The 17,449-nt window shown below is 66.0% G+C and carries 14 protein-coding genes; 9 read left to right on the top strand and 5 right to left on the bottom strand.

Features of this window, described 5'->3' with window-relative positions:
* Positions 1–36: 36 nt before the first annotated feature.
* On the bottom strand, positions 37–702 hold the full coding sequence (locus Q4F19_RS11430; protein WP_303542634.1) for a class I SAM-dependent methyltransferase: 666 nt from the start codon (positions 700–702) through the stop codon (positions 37–39).
* Between the two features lie 214 nt (positions 703–916).
* On the opposite strand from Q4F19_RS11430, the gene Q4F19_RS11425 reads away from it, so the two are divergent.
* Positions 917–1,039, top strand: coding sequence for a hypothetical protein (locus tag Q4F19_RS11425; protein ID WP_303542632.1), 123 nt, complete (start codon positions 917–919; stop codon positions 1,037–1,039).
* 12 nt (positions 1,040–1,051) lie between these two features.
* Here Q4F19_RS11425 and Q4F19_RS11420 read toward each other — a convergent pair whose 3' ends face one another.
* Entirely contained in the window at positions 1,052–2,593 is a 1,542-nt protein-coding gene (locus Q4F19_RS11420) for a cation:proton antiporter (protein ID WP_303542631.1), read from the bottom strand.
* Between the two features lie 409 nt (positions 2,594–3,002).
* On the opposite strand from Q4F19_RS11420, the gene Q4F19_RS11415 reads away from it, so the two are divergent.
* The 3 genes from Q4F19_RS11415 (at position 3,003) to Q4F19_RS11405 (ending at position 4,708) form a co-directional block, all read left to right on the top strand.
* Positions 3,003–3,716, top strand: a complete 714-nt coding sequence (locus Q4F19_RS11415; RefSeq protein ID WP_303542630.1) for a GDSL-type esterase/lipase family protein — start codon at positions 3,003–3,005, stop codon at positions 3,714–3,716.
* Between the two features lie 122 nt (positions 3,717–3,838).
* On the top strand, positions 3,839–4,312 hold the full coding sequence (locus Q4F19_RS11410; protein ID WP_303542628.1) for a response regulator: 474 nt from the start codon (positions 3,839–3,841) through the stop codon (positions 4,310–4,312).
* Between the two features lie 165 nt (positions 4,313–4,477).
* Positions 4,478–4,708 (top strand): hypothetical protein, encoded by a 231-nt coding sequence (locus Q4F19_RS11405; protein WP_303542626.1) that lies wholly within the window; start codon positions 4,478–4,480, stop codon positions 4,706–4,708.
* A 183-nt stretch (positions 4,709–4,891) separates the two neighbouring features.
* Here the strand turns inward: Q4F19_RS11405 and Q4F19_RS11400 are convergent, their stop codons facing one another.
* From Q4F19_RS11400 to Q4F19_RS11390, 3 genes are all read right to left on the bottom strand, one after another.
* On the bottom strand, positions 4,892–6,538 hold the full coding sequence (locus Q4F19_RS11400; RefSeq protein ID WP_303542624.1) for an inorganic phosphate transporter: 1,647 nt from the start codon (positions 6,536–6,538) through the stop codon (positions 4,892–4,894).
* An 86-nt stretch (positions 6,539–6,624) separates the two neighbouring features.
* Complete coding sequence (locus tag Q4F19_RS11395; protein ID WP_303542623.1) at positions 6,625–7,845, bottom strand: histidine-type phosphatase; 1,221 nt, start codon at positions 7,843–7,845, stop codon at positions 6,625–6,627.
* 13 nt (positions 7,846–7,858) lie between these two features.
* On the bottom strand, positions 7,859–10,453 hold the full coding sequence (locus tag Q4F19_RS11390) for a TonB-dependent receptor (RefSeq protein WP_303542622.1): 2,595 nt from the start codon (positions 10,451–10,453) through the stop codon (positions 7,859–7,861).
* 197 nt (positions 10,454–10,650) lie between these two features.
* On the opposite strand from Q4F19_RS11390, the gene Q4F19_RS11385 reads away from it, so the two are divergent.
* The 5 genes from Q4F19_RS11385 to Q4F19_RS11365 are packed head-to-tail and all read left to right on the top strand — an operon-like array spanning position 10,651 to position 17,405.
* Positions 10,651–13,017: a TonB-dependent receptor gene (locus Q4F19_RS11385; protein ID WP_303542620.1), complete on the top strand. Its 2,367-nt coding sequence runs from the start codon at positions 10,651–10,653 to the stop codon at positions 13,015–13,017.
* A gap of 5 nt (positions 13,018–13,022) precedes the next feature.
* On the top strand, positions 13,023–14,315 hold the full coding sequence (locus Q4F19_RS11380; protein WP_431312400.1) for an alkaline phosphatase family protein: 1,293 nt from the start codon (positions 13,023–13,025) through the stop codon (positions 14,313–14,315).
* Positions 14,316–14,338: 23 nt separating this feature from the next.
* On the top strand, positions 14,339–15,505 hold the full coding sequence (locus tag Q4F19_RS11375) for a sugar-transfer associated ATP-grasp domain-containing protein (protein WP_303542617.1): 1,167 nt from the start codon (positions 14,339–14,341) through the stop codon (positions 15,503–15,505).
* A 38-nt stretch (positions 15,506–15,543) separates the two neighbouring features.
* Positions 15,544–16,629: a D-alanine--D-alanine ligase family protein gene (locus Q4F19_RS11370; protein ID WP_303542615.1), complete on the top strand. Its 1,086-nt coding sequence runs from the start codon at positions 15,544–15,546 to the stop codon at positions 16,627–16,629.
* On the top strand, positions 16,629–17,405 hold the full coding sequence (locus Q4F19_RS11365) for an NTP transferase domain-containing protein (RefSeq protein ID WP_303542613.1): 777 nt from the start codon (positions 16,629–16,631) through the stop codon (positions 17,403–17,405). Before Q4F19_RS11370 ends, Q4F19_RS11365 begins: the two co-directional genes overlap by 1 nt.
* The last annotated feature ends 44 nt before the right edge of the window (positions 17,406–17,449 follow it).

Raw genomic sequence — 17,449 nt, 5'->3', positions numbered from 1 at the left:
CCGCCGTGGCGCCATGAGCGCTCGCAGGCGCATGCCTCAGGCGGTGCGGTGGCCATGGACGTTGAGACGTTGCCAGGCGGCGCTCGGCCGACCGATTGCCGCCGCCAGAAGCCGATGCGCGATCGGCGACGGATAGACGCTGCCAAGATGGTCCACCGTGACCCCGGCTTCGGTGAAGAGCGTCGCGAAGCTGCTCGGGGTGAACCAGCGAAGGTGAGTCTTGTCCATCACCCCTTCCTCGACATAATCGAACCGCCCCCGCATGAGATGACGGATCACGGCGAGGTGGCTGATATTGGGCGAACTGGCGAATACCCGACCGCCGATCTTCAGCAATTTCACAAGACGCGACACCACGGCTTGGGGATCGATCAGATGCTCCAGGACTTCGCTCATGATCAGAAAGTCGAACGTCTCCTCTTCGTAAGGCAGGTCCATCTGCTCGATATTACCGATGTGAACGGCGTCCAGAACATCGCGCGCCTTGATCGCTACCGGCTCGAACATCTCGACGCCGACACAGAATGCGGCCTTTCCCTCGGACCGCGCATGATGTCCGGTCGCCCCCGTGCCGCACCCGATTTCTAGGACGGATGCGGCTCCCGCCGGCATCAGGTCGACATAGTCGTAACGGGGCGTGGAGAAATACTCGTCGCGCTTCACGCCATAGTCGTGCGTCTGTTCGATGACCTGGTCGTCCATTCCGGCCCACTCCCCCGTCCAGGCTGATTGCCTTCGATCGGGCGTAACATGCGCCATCCGGGCGGGGAAGCTCCGGTCAACGCGAGCAGGGCTCGAGATCGGCGCCCCGCACCGCTCCGAATTCGACGCGAGCCGATCCGCGGCACGGTAACGAACTGGTCGCATTTGAGGCGTAGAAGAGGCTCTCGGATCGGGGGATCCAGAGGGGCCGTTGATGATCAAGCTGGTTTTCGCGATCTGCATCGGCGCGATGCGCAAGGCTGCCGACGAACAGGGCAGCCGCCGTGCTCCCGGCGCCGCGCGAGCCCGGTTGCGCTTCGCCCGGACGCGCGGCTGAGCGGACGGGCGCTCAGCTTTCGTCGATGCGGCGATCCTCATCGCCGGTGACGGCGAGCTGCTTCCAGTCCAGATCCTCCTGCAGCGCAAGATAGGCGTCCGGCCCGACGACATGCTCGGCGCGCAATTCGTCCAGCCGCCGCCGTTCCGCCAGCACGACCGCCACCGCCAGCCCGTTGCGATGCGCATAGGGCTTGTGCGTCTGCGGCGAGCGGGCCGCGTCACGCGCCTCGCGATAGGAGAGGCGCAGCGCATCGGCGGCGTCGCCCGTCTCCTTCTCCAGCCGGACGAGCGCCGCCTCCGCCAGTGCGACGCGGGCCTGCTCCAGTTCCTCATGCGCCTCATCCTCGCGGTTCAGGCCGAACCAGCGGATGAGGGGGCCGAGCGTCGCGCCCTGGATGATCAGGGTCGCAAGGACGACGGCGAAGGCGACCAGCACGATCATGTCGCGCTCCGGGAAGTTCGCCGGGAGCGCGAAGGAGGTGGCGAGCGTGACGAGGCCGCGCATCCCCGTCCAGCCGATCAAAAAGGATTCGGCGGGCAGGACCGGCGCCAAACCGCCCCGGCGGCGGTGCCGGGCTACGGCATAGAGCCGATAGACGAGCGCGATGACGAGCCGCGCGAGGATCACGGCCACGACGACCGCCGCCGCGAAACCCGCCGCGCGATGCAATTGCGCGCTGTTCATCGCCGAGAAGATCGTGCGCGCCTGCATCCCCATCAGCAGGAAGGCGAGCACGTTGAGCAGGAAGACGACCGTCGTCCATACCGCGAAGCTGTGGACGCGCATGCGCGGGGAATCGCGCTCGTCGATCGAGGCGGCGATTGTCATCGCGCTGGCGACGGTGGCGAGTACGGCCGACAGATGCAGCCGCTCGGCGATGAGCCAGGTGGCGAACGCATAGACGAACTGGCTGAGCGTGCCGCCCACCGTATTCTCGACGAAGGGGGTCAGCCGGCGGATCAGCAGGCCGAGCGCGATGCCGAGCAGGATGCCGCCCGGCACCGCCAGCCCGAGCTGGAGCGCGGTCGCGCCATCGAGCCCGCCGCGCGACTGGATCGTAACCGCAGCGGTGAACAGCAGAAGCGCGGTCGCATCGTTGAACAGGCTCTCGCCCTTCAGCACCGCCTCGACCCGGCGCGAGACGGGGAGGTTGGAGAGGACGGCGGTCGCAGCCGCCGCATCGGGCGGCGCGACGATCGCGCCCAAGGTCAAAGCGGCGGCGAGCGGAAGCCCGACCATCCACACGCCGAGCAAGGCGACGAGCACGGCGGTGACGAGCACCGCGATCACCGCATAGACGATCAGCGGCACCAGCAGCTTGCGCGCCGCGCCGAGGGGGAAATCGTAGGCGGCATCGATCAGGATCGGGGCGATGAACAGCGCCAGCGCGGTCTCGGGCGTGATCGGGATCGAGGGCGCGCCGGGGATCGCCGCGACCGCGACGCCGGCGGCGGCGAGCATGCTGGGATAAGGCAGGCACAGCCGCCGTGCCACCTGCAGCAGCAGAGTGGCGACGCCCATCAGGACGATCAGGCTTTCGAAGAAGGTCACCCGCGAAGCTTACCAGACAAAAGGGCGATGCCCAGACGGTTCGACCGGCTTCACCGTCGCCTATCGACCGACACCGACCGGAAGGCAGGCGCGGCGACCAGCGACACGAACAAGGGCGCCCCATCTTCCGCCGCGGCAAGGGCGAGAGATGGCGCGTTGCGGTGGAGGGATGGATCACGGACAGAGCGGGGTCCCGACGCGGGGAGTGCTTACGGGCCGCAGCGAAGCGTCTCACAGACCCTGCGTCCGCGCTGCCGTCAATTTAATATAGATTAGGATCGGTAGCGCCAAGTGTGTGATGGTATTGATCATCAGTAAAAGGCAATATTCGCAGTCCAGATGGTTGACATGCCGTAAACGATAACGTCATTAGGCTCCATCGTGTGGGGACACGATTGGGGAGTTCAGGATGGCATTGCTGGCGGATCGCGATACCGGGCGCTTGCCGCTATTCTGGATTTTCGTTGCACTGATGATCGCCGCGGTTGGTGTGGTTTCGACGCTGACCGCTTACTATCGATCTGCCGGCTATGGCCTGCTCTCCCGCGTTATCCATGAATTCCGCCCTTACGAGCCGATCGACAATCCCAATTATACGGTGATGGCCGATCTCTTCCGCGGGCAGACGGAGGTGGCTCCGGTGACGATGTTGGGAGATTCTCTGATCTCCTATGCGCGCTGGGAGCATCTGCTGGGCGGGATCAAGCCCGACAATCACGGCATTCCCGGCGACACCACCGACGGCGTGCTGCGCCGCATCCGGGCGGGCGAGCGCCTGGGACGGACGGTCGTCCTACTGGTCGGCGTCAACGACATCGCGGCCGGGATCGGGGAGTCGCAGACCACGGCGAACCTCGACAGCATCCTGCACGCGCTCGGCGGCAAGCGCGTCATCCTCGCATCGACGCCGCTGACGACGATGCCCAAAACCAATCAGGCGATGGCGCCGATCGTGGCGCACGAGCAGCATATGTGCGCGGCGGGCGGATGCGTTTTCGTCGATCTCAATGCTCTGATCGGGCGACAGGGCGCGCTCGATCCCGATCTGACCAAGGATGGCGTGCATCTGAACTGGAAAGGCTATCAGCGCATCGCGCCGGCCCTATCGAGGGCGATCGGTTAGTAGAGCCGAAACGAAGACTTCGCTTCGGCAAGATACGGACCAGGCGTCGCCAGCGACCAAAGTCGAACGGTTGCGGAGCGTCCGTGATTGACGGTCTCGGGGGCGCCAAATACCTGTTCGCCATGAGAATAACGCGATTCGACGGTCAGTATGAAGACCCTTCGCCGCCGACCTCACAGGACGCGCTGGACCTGATCTGCGTCGACGATGACGACGATATCCGTTTCATCACGCGGCAGGCGCTGAATCTCGACGCGAACATCGCGATCGAATGCGTCTCGAGCGGTCGCGACGTCCTCCAACTCCTGAATCGGCGCGCGACCTTGCCCGATTGCCTGATCGTGGATTCGCGCATGCCGATGATGAGCGGCGAGATGCTGATGCTCGCGGTCCGCTCCGACGAACGATTCAAGGATATCAAGCTGATCGTCATGTCCGCCAACGTGCATCGCGACGATCTGAACCGCTACTTCGCGCTCGGCGCCGCCGGCGTGGTCGGCAAGCCGTTCAATGCGATGACGCTGGCGAGCCAGGTGCGGGAGATATTGTCTTCGACGATCGCGCGCCACGGCAATGACTGGCGACGCACGGCCTGATCTTGTCGGGCCAAAATGCAATACGAAAAACGGCAGATTAACCAAGTAAAAAGACGTATGTCGGCTATGGGAACGACCAATAGCCCGATATAAGTTCGTCCTTTCCCGCAATGCCTGGGCCTGTTATATTTGCGATCGATTACGGTGTGGCGGGCAGGGAACGGGTTGGCGGATTATCGTATCTATCGCCTCAATCGGGAAAATCGCGTGATCGGCGGAACGGACTTCGCGGCCGAGAGCGACGAGCTGGCTGTCGCCGAAGGAATTCGGCTCGACCATGCCGCGATGGTGGAGATCTGGTGCGGGCGGCGCCTCGTCGCGCGCGTCGATCCGGAAACGGCCCGGGCGTCGTCGTCGGGCGAGGTTCGCCCAACTCAGCCGCCCGCCGCCTCCTGATGAACTCGGCAAGCACAGCTTCCGGGGCGATCGACCTCGAAGCGTCCGTTCCCTCTGCAGCGCTGCACAAGCAAAGCGAGAGCCGGACTATTCTCTTGTTCTTAGCCTTGCCGTTCGTTTGGCCTCGTCCGGTGCCGATCCAGCGATCGATTTGATCTACTCGATAGTTGGCGCTTTCGAATTCTAGCCAAGCCCGAAGGCGCGGACGGCGGCCAGAAGCGTCGCGTAAAGCAGGCCGGCGAGCAGCATCGCGGCCGGTAGCGTCATCACCCAGGCAAGCGCGATGTTGCGCACGGTCGCCATCTGCAGACCGGCGCCGTCGCCGACCATCGCGCCGGCCACGCCGCTCGACAGGATATGCGTGGTCGAGACCGGCAGCCCTTTGACCTGGGCGAGCAGGATGGTGCTCGCCGCGACGAGTTCGGCCGCGGCGCCCATGCCATAGGTCAAATGCGTCTTGCCAATCCGCTCGCCCACGGTGACGACGATCCGCTTCCAGCCGACCATCGTGCCGAGGCCGAGCGCGAGCGCGACCGAGATCTTGACCCAGGTCGGGATGTAGCGCGTGCCCTTCTCGAGCAGGTGCTGATAGGCGAGCAGCTTTGCCACGTCGCCTTCGGAGAGATCGACGCCGGCCTTCTCGCGATCCTCGGTGAGCAGCCGCAGCGTATCATAGACGAGATACATTTCGTTGCGCAGGTTGCGCGTGGCGGCGGCCGGGACCTGCCGGATAGAGCCGTAATTTTCGAGCTGCCGCGAGATATCGCCGGAGACGAGCTCAAGCGCCTGAAACACTTCGGGCCGATCGGCCTTCTGGGTTCGCAGCGCCTCGCTCAACGTCGCCGAGGCGCGCTCGGGGCGGAGCGGCGCCGCGCCCCCGCCATGGGCATGCAGGACCGTGCCGGCGACGTGCGCGGTGCTGACGAACGCCGCGGTCGAGCTGTCGGGCATGGTCCGATTGAGCGCATAGGCGGTGGGTGCGACGCCGATCAGGATGAGCATGATCAGGCCCATGCCCTTCTGCCCGTCATTGCTGCCATGCGCGAAGGAGACGGCGGTGCAGGTGAACACCAGCAGGCTGCGCACATGCCACGGCGGCGGCGTGTCTCCGGCGGGTTCGCGGTACAGCACCGGATCACGCAGGAACCGCTTCATCGTCCACAGCAGGACGAGCGCGCCGATGAAGCCGATCAATGGGCTCACCAGCAGCGCTAGCAGCACGCTTTCCGCCTGCTTCCAGTCCACTCCGGAGGTGCCCCCGGCCGCTGTCGACAGAAATTGATTGGCCAATCCCACGCCGAGGATCGATCCGATCAGCGCGTGGCTGGAGGAATTGGGAAGGCCCAGCCACCAGGTGCCGAGGTTCCAGACCACCGCCGCCAGCAGGAGCGCGAAGATCATCGCGAACCCGCCGGCGCTGCCGACATTGAGGATGAGCTCGACGGGCAGCAAAGTGATGATCGAATAAGCGACCGCGCCGGTCGAGATCACGACGCCAATGAAGTTCCACACGCCCGACCAGATCACGGCCGTGATCGGCGGCATGGAGTGGGTGTAGATCACCGTCGCCACCGCATTGGCGGTATCGTGAAAGCCGTTCACGAACTCGAAGGCGAGCGCGATGATCAGGGCGAGCGTGAGGAACGAGAAGGCGCCGATCGCCAGCGTCTGCCCGGCATGCACCGTATCGAGCACGACGTTGGTGCCGGCAAAGGCGAGCCCCGCGAGCAGGACGGCCAGGAAGGCGATCTTTGCCGAGGGGTGCAGCGGGCGGTGGAGATCGACGCGGCGCGTCGGATCATTCTCGCGGGCCGGGGCGCGACTCGCCATGCTCTGTTCCTCGATCGCCAAAACTGCGAAATATGCGTGAAGCCTAGGCCAAAGGCCCAAGCGAAGCGACTAGTTCCCGCGCGCGGCTATCGCCTCACGAGGTCGGCTGCCTCGCCGATCAGACGATCGAACGTGCCAGCCGGGCAAAGATGATCGGCCCGCTTCCAGCACGCCGGAATGTCGAGCACGATGCTCGTCGTATCAGGCGTCAGCGCGCGGATCGATGCGAGCGGCTGGGCGCGATAGGTCGCGCGCACGAAGCGATCGCCGTGCGCGTCCCGGAGCAGGCTTAGCACGATCGCGCCGCCGGGCGCGGGATCGTCGACGGCGAAGCCGGGGATCTGCCAATGCAGATCGAGCAAGCCACCCAGATTGGCGATGTTGGTGTCGTGGCCGACGACGATCGTCACCTTGGGGCTGCCCGACGTCGGCGGGACCAGCGCCTGCCGCAGGATCTTCGCGATCGGTGCCACGTTCCGCGCCGCCAGATATTTCGGCCGGGCGAGCAGGGCGAATTCGGTCGCGTGGAGCGATCCGAGCGCGGTCACGTCGGCCGGTGTCGCGCGGCCCCAGCCGACTTCGGACAAGGGCTTGCCGTCCGCATATTCCAACAACAGGATCTGCGCCGCGGTCGATCCGCGATCGAGCGCGCCGGTCAGCTTGGAGCGTTCGCCGGGCTTTGCGGGCGCGATCCCGCTGTGGCGAGTGGTAAGACCACAGGCGCTCGTGGCCGGGCCGCATAGAATGGCGTCGAGACGGGCAAGATTTGTCCGTTCCTTCGCTTCGACTGCCGCGATCCCGCCGGCAGGCAAAGCTGCGGCGACGGCGGCGTCTGCGGCCTGCGGGTCGTAGTCGACCACACCTTGCTCGATCGCGCCGAAGACCGGATCGGCCTCATCCTGCGGCTTGTGCGCATTGCCGACCGGACAGCCGGGCGCGAAACCCGCCGCCCAGGCGTCGCCGGTCGCGATCGTCCGCTGGTCGCTGTCGGAGATCAGCGCGATCGAACCTGCCGCGGGGCAGCCGGTCGCGGGCAGCAGGGCGTCCGCCGCCAGCGCGGCGCGATCGGCACGGCCCAGTGTCTCCACCGCTTGCGCACCCCGGCTCGTCAGGAAGCCGGGCTTCGTGTCCCACATCGGCCAGGCCTCGGCGGCGATCCCCGCCGGCATCGCCGGATCCTTGGTCGGCGGGCGCACGCCGTGCCGCATCAGGATCGCGACGCGCTCGACCGTCAATGGCGCGGCGACGGCCGGCAGGGCGACCGCGGCCAGCATCGCTACCGCTGCGCGCGTCAGGGCATGGGTCATGGCAAGGCGGCTCCTAGAAATGGAGCTGCGCGCCCCAACGCACCGTATAATCGTAGCGCTCGCGCTCGATCAGCTGGTTCTTCACGCCCACGAACCGTCGCCACGCGGCGTCCGTCAGGTTCGTCGCATTGGCGAAGAAGGTCAGCTGCGGCGAGACCTGGTAGCTCGCATTCACGTCGAGCTGGCCGTTATGATCCGTATATTGATCGGTCGAGGCATCGGTGCCGAGCGTGTCGAGATATTTGGAGCGATAGGTGTAGGCGACGCGGATCGCCGCGCCATATTTCTCGTAGAAGACCTGGACCGTGCCGCTGTTCTTCGATTGCAGGAACAAAGGCGCGTCGGTGATGCGGCTGACGCCGGTCAGCCCGCTCGTCGCATGGCCCGTGACGCGGGTATAATTGGCGGCGATGCCGAAGCCGTCGAGCGGCGAGGGCAGGAAATCGAAGCGTTTCTGCAGATTGGCCTCGATGCCCTTCAGATTTGCATGATCGAGATTCTGCGCCTGCACCAGATCCGCATTGGCGAAGGTCTGGCCGGCGAACGTGCCGGACGTGTTGATCACGGTCAGCGTGTAGATCGGGTTCTTCAGGTGCTTGTAGAAGAAGCCGAGCGAGACGATGCCCGAGCCCGGCAGATAATATTCGGCGGCGATGTCCGCGCTCACGGCCTTGTAGGGCTTCACGTCGGGATTGCCGAGCGTGATCGTCGGCCGCGGCGTCGTCGTCGTGTCCACTGATTGGTAGGGCGACAGATCCGGATAATTGGGCCGGCCGATCGCGGTCGTCACCGCGCCGCGCAGGACGAAGGCCGGCGTCACCGAGAATTTCGCGCTGAGGCTCGGGAAGAAGTCCGTGTAGCTCTTCGAGACCGAGCTGTTGAAGCCCTGATCGAGCGCCGAGGCGGCGGTGATCAGCTTGCCCCGGACCTTGTCGCGCGTATTCTCGATGCGGACGCCGGGCAGCAGCGTCAGTCCGCCGAACTTCAGCGTCGCCATCACATAGCCCGCCGCGATCCGCTCCTTGGCGTCATAGTCGTTTGCCAGCGCATTCGCGATCGAACTCGCCCGGTTCAGCGTGATCGTGCCGGGATTGGCGGCAAGGTAAGCCTGCGCGGTATCGTAGCTGATACGCGGGCCGAAGGCGTAGTCGCCGTCATAGAAGGTCGTGCTGCCGGTATAAGCGGCGTTGGCTAGCGTGAAGGTGCGGCCCGCCGTCAGGCTGTATGTCTCGTAATCGCGATTGTTGGTCTTGTGGCGATCGAGATATTTGCCGCCGAACTTGATATTGCTCTCGTCGCCCAGCCCGATCGGCAGCGTGTAATCGGCGCGGCCCTGCCACAAAGTCTCCACCGCAAGCCGGCGATCATAATTGACGCTGTTGAGCGTGTAGGCGGTCAGCGCGGGCGTGTTGGTCGCGGTCATCACGAACGGCGAGTTGGTCAGATCGTAATTGACCGTCAGCGCGGTGCCGCCGGTGCGGATATTATATTCCGAGCGCAGCGGGTCCTTCTTGGTCGCCCGCGTGAAGGCGCCGGAGATGTCGAGCGTGCCCGTGCCGAGCTGGAACGTGCCGCCCGACTGGACCGACTTGGTATTGTCCTTCTCGATCCGGCGGCGGATGCGGATGCTGCCGCGCCCGGTGAAGCTGCCGGTCGTCGCGGTCTGGGCGGCGATCTGCGCGGCCGAGAAGGTCTGGTTTTCGATCAGATTCTGATCACGCACTTCATTGTCGTCGAACTTCGAATAGCTGGTGCGCAGCCAGACCTTGGTCACGTCATCGGGATGCCAATCGAAATTGGCGACCGCGCCGAGCCGCTTGCGGGTGAGATTATAGTCGCGCAGGCCATAATTGTCGGGAACGACGAAGCCGCGCGTGACGCCCGCCGCGGTCGCGGTCGCACGCCAGTTCGCGGAGCCCTGGAAATTCTCGGACTCGATCGGACGCTTCGAATAATTGAACGAGAGCACCGCGCCGAACTGGCCGTCCGAACCGAAAATGCCGCCGACCTGCGCGTCGCCCTCCCACGGATGGTTCTCGCCGAGCTTTGCCCAGCCATATGCCGCGCGGGCATCGAGGAAGAAGCTCTTGTTGCGATCGAACGCGCCCAAGGTGCGGATGTCGACCGCGCCGCCGATGGCGTTGGCGTCCTGATCTGCGGTGATCGCCTTGGTCACGACGACCGAGGAGATCAGCGCGGAGGGAATATCGTCCAGCTTCACCTGCCGGCCGTCCGGCTCGGGCGCGGGCAGGGTCAGTCCGTTCAATGTGACGTTGACGAGATTGGGATTGATCCCGCGGATCACGACGTAGCGGCCTTCGCCCTGATCGTTGGCGACGGTCAGGCCGGGCAGGCGCTTCACGGCCTCTGCGACATTCTGATCGGGCAGCTTGCCGACATCGTTGGCGTAGAGCGCCTCGACGATGTTGAGCGCTTCCTTCTTGGTGCTGATCGCCTTGGCCTCGCCCTGGCGCGTGCCGGTCACGACGATGTCGCCTGCGTCGCCCGCGCCGATGTCGGCGGCGGGCGCCGGATCCGCCGCGAAGGCGGCGTCCGCCATCAACATCGCCGCCAGGCAAGCGCCTGCCATCCAGTATTTCTGCATCATGTCTGCCCCTTTTGAGGGCGCGCTAGGCATGATCGGCGACAGTTCGATGACGCCGCGGCAGTGGATATATCCGGGAAATCGGCGGCGATCTCGGTTCGCCGCAGTGCCGTCAATCTGACCGCATATCGTCATGCTCCCGCAACGGAGCGCCGCCATCGAGCGCCCAGACGCCAGATCGGCGCGAAAGGGCTCCATCCATGACCAAATCGACCGCGCTGGCGAATGTCGCGCTCCTTGCACTCGTCGCACTCGCACCGGCGGCCGCGTGGGCCGAACCCGCCGCGGCTGCCGCCGACGCCGCCCCGATGGGCGCGGCCGATGCGGACGATGCCGGCGAGATCACGGTGCTGGGCTTCGGCCGCAGCCGCCAGGTGCAGGAAGTGACGAGCCTCGACATCGCGCGGCTGGTGCCCGGCGCGAGCCCGCTCAAGGCGATCTCGAAGCTGCCGGGCGTCAACTTCCAGTCGGCCGATCCGTTCGGCGCTTACGAATGGGCAGTGCGCATCTCGCTGCGCGGCTTCAACCAGAACCAGCTCGGCTTCACGCTCGACGACGTGCCGCTCGGCGACATGAGCTACGGCAACGTCAACGGCCTCCATATCAGCCGCGCGATCATCTCCGAGAATGTCGGGCGCACGACCGTGTCGCAGGGCGCGGGCGCGCTGGCGACGGCATCGACCAGCAATCTCGGCGGCACGATCCAGTTCTACTCGTCCGCCCCCAAGGAAAAGACCGACATCTCCGTCGCCGGGACTTACGGCGCGGACGATACGGTGCGCGGCTATATCCGGCTTGATTCGGGCGATATCGGCGGCTCGGGCCTCAAGGGCTATGTCAGCTACGCTTATTACAAGACCGACAAGTGGAAGGGCGACGGCCCGCAGCGCCAGCATCAGGCCAATGCCAAGCTGGTCAAGGATCTCGGCGATCTCGGCAGCATCACCGGCTTCCTGAATTTCTCGGATCGCCGCGAGACCGATTATCAGGATCTCAGCCTCGACATGATCGCGCGGCGCGGCCTGCGCCTCGACAATTTCACGCGCTCCGAAGATTATCCGACGGCGATCGCGCTCGCCAAGGCGTATCAGAACTCGGTCTCGATCGCAGCCGGCGGGCGCGCTGTCTGGGCGGGCGCGGCGAACAGCCTTCCCGCCGGCGTGACGATTGACGATCAGTATTTCGATGCCGGCGGCCTGCGCCGCGATTATCTGGGTGGGCTGACGTTCGACGCGCACCTGACGCCCGAATTCACGCTCAAGACGACCGGCTATTACCACACCAACAAGGGCCAGGGCTCGTGGATCACGCCCTATTCGCCGACCCCGGCGGGCGCGTTCAACGACGACGGCAGCGCGATCACCGCGCCCAGCCCACTCGGCTTCCGCACCACCGAATATTCGATGCATCGCGGCGGCGCGCTGAGCCAGGCGACGTGGGAGCATGGGATCAACACGTTCGCGGTGGGCGGCTGGTATGAAAGCAACACCTTCCGTCAGGCGCGCCGCTTCTACGGCATGACCGACAGCGCGACGCCCAATCGCGACACGCTGGAGTTCCAGAAGAACCCGTATCTAACCCAGTGGGACGGCACCTACGATACCGAGACGGTCCAGTATAATGTCGAGGACACGATCAAGCTGCTCGACGATCAGCTCGTGCTCAACGGCGGCTGGAAGGGCGTTCACGTCATCAACCGCGCGGCGATGAAGATTTCGGGTGGTCTGGCCTCGGGTCGCATCGATGCGCGCGACTGGTTCCAGCCGCAGGCGGGAATCATCTATCACGCGACGTCGTCGACCGAAGTGTTCGCCGACTATACCGAGAATATGCGCGCGTTCGTCGGCTCGGCGACGACCGGGCCCTTCTCGACCACGCAGGTCGGCTTCGACGCGATCCGCGGGCAGCTCAAGCCCGAGCGGTCCAAGACCTATGAAGGCGGCGTCCGCTTCCGCCAGGGTCCGCTCCAGGCCTCGGCGGTCGGCTATTATGTCGACTTCACCAACCGCCTGCTCGCCTTCCAGAACGGCGCCGGCATCATCGGCAATCCCTCGACGCTCAACAATGTCGGCGGGGTCCACACCTATGGCGCCGAATTCACCGCCAATTATCGCATCATGCCGGCCGTCTCGCTGTTCGCCAGCTATTCGTACAACAACAGCAAATATGCCGACGACGTCGTCTCCGCCGCCGGCACCGTCCTCGTCGCGACCGACGGCAAGACCGCGGTCGACAGCCCCAAGCATATGGTGAAGGGCGAGGTCGTCTATGACGACGGCCAGTTCATGGCACGCGCCGGCGCGGACTATATGACCAAGCGCTACTTCACCTATCTCAACGACCAGTCGGTGCCCGATCGGGTCGTCGTCGATGCGTCGGTCGGCTACACGCTGCGCGGCGAGGGCTTCCTCGACGGCATCGGCATCAGCGTGAACGTCACCAACCTGACCGACAAGAAGTATGTCTCGACGATCGGCTCGAACGGCTTCACCGCCTCGGGCGACAACCAGACCCTGCTCGCCGGCGCGCCGCGCCAGTGGTTCGTCACGCTCAAGAAGGGCTTCTGAGCGTGGTGAAATGGTGGGCCGCCTGCGTGGCGCTGGGGGTGGCGAACGCCGCCCCCGCGTCGCCGGTGCTGCTGATCTCGCTCGACGGGCTGCGGCCCGGCGACGTGACGGCGCAGCGCACCCCGCGGCTCGCCGCTCTGGCGCGTGAAGGCACGCATGCGAAGGGCGTGACCGGCGTCCTGCCGACCTTGACCTATCCCAGTCATACGACTTTGGTGACGGGCGTCTCTCCAGCAGAGCATGGCATCGCCAACAATCTGACCTTCGATCCGCTGAACATCAACCAGCAGGGCTGGTACTGGTACGCCTCCGACGTGAAGGTGCCGACGCTCTGGCAGGCCGCGCATGCCAAGGGCCTGCGCACCGCCAATGTCCACTGGCCGGTGACGGTCGGCGCGGCCGGGATCGACGAGAATCTTCCCCAGATCTGGCGGACCGGCAGCGACGACGACCGCAAGATGCTGGCAGCGCTGGCCACGCCCGGCCTGCTGCCGAGGCTCGAGGCGGCGCTCGGGCCCTATGCGCAGGGGATTGACGAGACCGTCGAGGGCGATGCCGTCCGCGTCCGCTTCGCCGCGCGGATACTGATCGAGGACAAGCCCGATCTGCTGACGATCTATCTCGCCGGGATCGATCATGAGGAGCATCGCTCCGGACCCGGATCGGCGGAGGCCGATGCGACGATCACCAAGACCGACGCGCTCGTCGGCCAATTGATCGACGCCGCGCGCCAGGCGCGTCCCGACATCACGATCGCGGTCGTCTCGGATCACGGTTTCCTGCCCGTCTCCACCGACGTCAACCTGTTCGCGCCGTTCATCGCCGCCGGCCTCGTCACGCTCGACAAGGACCAGAGGGTGAGCGCGTGGGAGGCCGAGCCGTGGATCGCGGGCGGCACCGCCGCAATCCGGCTGGCACGACCGGACGACGCGGCGCTGGTCGCTCGCGTGCGCGCGCTGCTCGCCAAGCTGGCGGCCGATCCCGCTTATCATATCGCCGCGGTGCTCGATCGCGCGGCGATCGAGAAAGTGGGAGGCCCGCGCGAGGCGAGCTTCCTCGTCGCCCTTCAGCCCGGTTTCGAGACCGGGCGCGATCCGGCCGCGCCGGTGACGAGCGCTTCGGTGTACAAGGGCATGCACGGCTATTTGCCCGAATATCCGGCGATGCAATCGACCTTCATCGTCGCCGGCCCGGGCATCGCCCCGCGCGGCGACCTCGGCCAGATTGACATGCGCGCGATCGCGCCGATGCTCGCGAAGACGCTCGGCGTGGATCTGCCCGCCGCGGCCCGCCGGTAGCGGACCGCTGCGGCGAGGCGCGGATGCTCTCGGCGACCGAGCTCTGGTATCGGGCCAAGAAGGCCTATTCGCTCTATCCGGGGGTCGTCGCGCCCGTGTCGGGGCGGTTTCTCGCCGATCATTATGCCCGGCGGCGGCGTGTTCGCGGTCCGCTGCGCGCGGCGCTCGATTGCGTTGTCGGCCTGGGCTTCCTCGCCTGGGTTCCGCTGCGCGCGCGCAAGGTCCAGCGCCGCCATCAGCTGGATGCGGCCTGGCGGACCCGCGCGATCGCCATCGCGCGCGAGGCCTTCGCCGATCCGAACGATATCGCGCTCTTCCGGATCGAGCATCCGGCCCAGCTTAACGGCTATATTCGGCGCTTCGAGGATGCGGGGCTCAACAAGCGGATCAATCCGCGCGCATGGGCGGCTGACTGCGTACTCGCCGACAAGATCGCTTTCTATGCGCGCTGCGCCGCGCACGGCCTTCCTCATCCGATCGTCGTCGCCACGATCGCAGAGGGCCGGGTGTCGATCGTCTCGCCTCCGGGCGGCAGGCCGCTGCTGATCAAGCCGGCGCGCGGCGAGGGTGGGGCGGGTGTCGAGTTCGTCGACGGCGCGCCCGAGGATGCGCGCGCCTGGGCCGAATGGCTGCACGCGCGTTTCGGGCGTCGCCGCCATGCCTGGCTCGTTCAGCACCGGATCGCGCCGCATGCCGCTCTGGCCGATCTCGCGCTGAACGCGCTGCCGACGGCCCGGATGACGACGATCCTGAACGAAGCCGGTGTGCCCGAGCTCGTCAGCGCGGTCCTGCGCATCCCTTCGAACCCGGACGCGGTCGTCGACAATATGAAGCAGGGTGGGCTTCTCAGCCCGATCGATCTTGCCGACGGCAGGCTCGGCCAGGCGTGCAAGGGCTATGGCGGCGGCGATTATGACGCGCATCCGGTGACCGATGCGCCGATCCCGGGCCGGCGCCTGCCCGATTGGGCGGCCGCGCAAGCGCTGGTCGCCGATGCGCATATCCGCGCCTTCCCCGATTATGCCTTGATCGGCTGGGATGTCGGCCTCTCGCCCGATGGCCCGATCCTTATCGAGGGCAATGGCAAGCCGGGCGTGCTCATGCCGCAGCGCGCGGCGCGCCGCGGCCTCGGCGGCGAGCGCTACGGCGCGCTCCTCGCCTTCCAGCTTGCGCGGACTGTCATCGACTAGCCCCGAAAATTACGCATCCGCCGGCTAGTCAGAAGAGCATGACCCGCAGCCTCATCAAACCTCGCCCGCTGTCCATTTCCAAGAAAGCCAAGGCGCGGCTCCGCATCCTCTACATCGCGAAGCACGCTCTCTCGCGGGGCGATGCCGATGGCGAAGACGGTACGCACGCGACCTATCATGCGGAGATACGCGACGTCCTCACCGGGATCGGGCTGAACCTCTCGGTCGCGGACAGCTACGAAGCGCTGTTCGGTCCGGTGGACGCGGATTTCGTGTTCCCGCTGCTGAACCGCGGCGGCTTCCTGAATTCGGAGATGATGCTGCCATTGCTCTGCAACCGGCTCGGCCTGCCCTATCTCGGCGGCAGCCCGATCGTTCGCGGCCTTTCCGACGACAAGCATCTGACCAAGACGGTCGCACGGGCGCGGGGGCTGAAGACGGCGGACTGGGCGATCTACCGGCGGATGATGCCGATCAAGCAGGATCGCTGCCCGCGCGCCTTGAGCTATGTCGTGAAGCCCAACGCCTCGTCGGCGAGCTGGGGCGTATCCCGCGCCTACGAATGGCAGGACGTTCGCGATGCGGTAGCGGCAATTCACGCCGACGGTCATGACGCGATCGTCGAGCCGTTCATCACGGGCCACGACATCGAGGTTTCGGTGATCACGGTCGACGGCAAGCCGGTCATCCTGCCGACGATGATCGTCGAGCAGGAGGATCCGTCGCTGCTGCGCAGCTATGCCGAGAAGCGCAATCTCGTCGACGGCCAGGCCTATGCGATCCAGCCCTTCAACGATCATGCCCGTCTGGCCGAGATCGAGGCGGCGACGCGCGCGCTCCTGCCCGAATATATGCCGTTCGATTATGGCCGGTTCGAGTTCCGGCTGGATGTGACGACGGGCGCCGTCCACTTCCTGGAGGTCAATCTCAACTGCAATCTGTGGTCGCGCAAGACGATCGCCATGGCCGCCCGGCTCGGCGGCTGGAGCCATGCCGAGCTGATCGAGACGATCGTCGCCGAGAGCCTGCACCGCCACGGCCTGATCGAGGCGCGCAAGCCGAAGACGCTGCTTCCCGTCTGGCAGGCGGGCGCGCTCGACGACCAGCGCGCCCTCGCATCCTGATGACCGGCACCGCGATCGTCATGGCCGGGCGGCGCGAGGGGACGATCGATCCGCTCGCGGCCGCGGCGGGGCTCGCCGACAAATGTCTCGTCCCCGTCGCCGGCGTGCCGATGATCGCACATGTGCTCGGTGCGCTTGCCGCTGCGTCGTCGATCGGCCGGATCATCGTGTCGATCAACGATCCGGCGCTGCTGGATCAGGTCCCCGCTGCGAAGGCGCTGATCGCGGCCGGACGGCTGACGGCGGTGCCCGCGCGGCACAACCTCGTCGACAGTCTGTTCGCCGCGATCGAGACCGCGGCCTATCCCGTGCTGGTGACCACCGCCGACAATGTCCTGCTGACGCCCGCCGCGATCGACGCGATCGGCCAGACCGACGATGCGGCCGTTGCGGTCGCCTTCGCGCGACGCGCCGCCGTGCTCGCCGCGCATCCGGACGGGCAGCGCCGCTTCTACCGCTTTCGCGACGACAGCTATTCCAACTGCAACAGCTACTGGATCGGAACGCCGGACGCGCTCAGGGCGGCCGAAGTGTTTCGAAGCGGCGGACAATTCGCCAAGCATCCTTGGCGGATCGTCCGGGCGCTGGGGCTGTACAATCTGATCGCGTTCCGCTTCGGTCTCGGCACGCTCGACGCGACGTTTGTGCGCTTCTCGCGGCGGTTCGGATTCCGCATCCGGCCTGTTCTCTACGACGATGGTGCGATCGCCATCGACGTGGACAATGCCCGGACGCTCGCGGTGGCCGAAGCGATCTTCGCCGCCCGCGCACGCTGACACGAGGCTCACCCGGCGAAGAGGGTGGTTCGGGTGGGGAGGAA

Source organism: Sphingomonas natans (assembly GCF_030546695.1).
Lineage (GTDB): Bacteria > Pseudomonadota > Alphaproteobacteria > Sphingomonadales > Sphingomonadaceae > Sphingomonas_I > Sphingomonas_I natans.
The sequence above is the reverse complement of the archived record's forward strand: the minus strand, read 5'-3'. Positions and strand labels throughout refer to the sequence as shown.

Excerpts from the sequence above, each read along its gene's own strand:
- Q4F19_RS11430 (WP_303542634.1), bottom strand. The coding sequence starts at position 702 with ATGGACGACCAGGTCATCGAACAGACGCACGACTATGGCGTGAAGCGC.
- Q4F19_RS11425 (WP_303542632.1), top strand. The coding sequence starts at position 917 with ATGATCAAGCTGGTTTTCGCGATCTGCATCGGCGCGATGCGCAAGGCT.
- Q4F19_RS11415 (WP_303542630.1), top strand. The coding sequence starts at position 3,003 with ATGGCATTGCTGGCGGATCGCGATACCGGGCGCTTGCCGCTATTCTGG.
- Q4F19_RS11410 (WP_303542628.1), top strand. The coding sequence starts at position 3,839 with ATGAGAATAACGCGATTCGACGGTCAGTATGAAGACCCTTCGCCGCCG.
- Q4F19_RS11400 (WP_303542624.1), bottom strand. The coding sequence starts at position 6,538 with ATGGCGAGTCGCGCCCCGGCCCGCGAGAATGATCCGACGCGCCGCGTC.
- Q4F19_RS11395 (WP_303542623.1), bottom strand. The coding sequence starts at position 7,845 with ATGACCCATGCCCTGACGCGCGCAGCGGTAGCGATGCTGGCCGCGGTC.
- Q4F19_RS11390 (WP_303542622.1), bottom strand. The coding sequence starts at position 10,453 with ATGATGCAGAAATACTGGATGGCAGGCGCTTGCCTGGCGGCGATGTTG.
- Q4F19_RS11385 (WP_303542620.1), top strand. The coding sequence starts at position 10,651 with ATGACCAAATCGACCGCGCTGGCGAATGTCGCGCTCCTTGCACTCGTC.
- Q4F19_RS11375 (WP_303542617.1), top strand. The coding sequence starts at position 14,339 with ATGCTCTCGGCGACCGAGCTCTGGTATCGGGCCAAGAAGGCCTATTCG.
- Q4F19_RS11370 (WP_303542615.1), top strand. The coding sequence starts at position 15,544 with ATGACCCGCAGCCTCATCAAACCTCGCCCGCTGTCCATTTCCAAGAAA.
- Q4F19_RS11365 (WP_303542613.1), top strand. The coding sequence starts at position 16,629 with ATGACCGGCACCGCGATCGTCATGGCCGGGCGGCGCGAGGGGACGATC.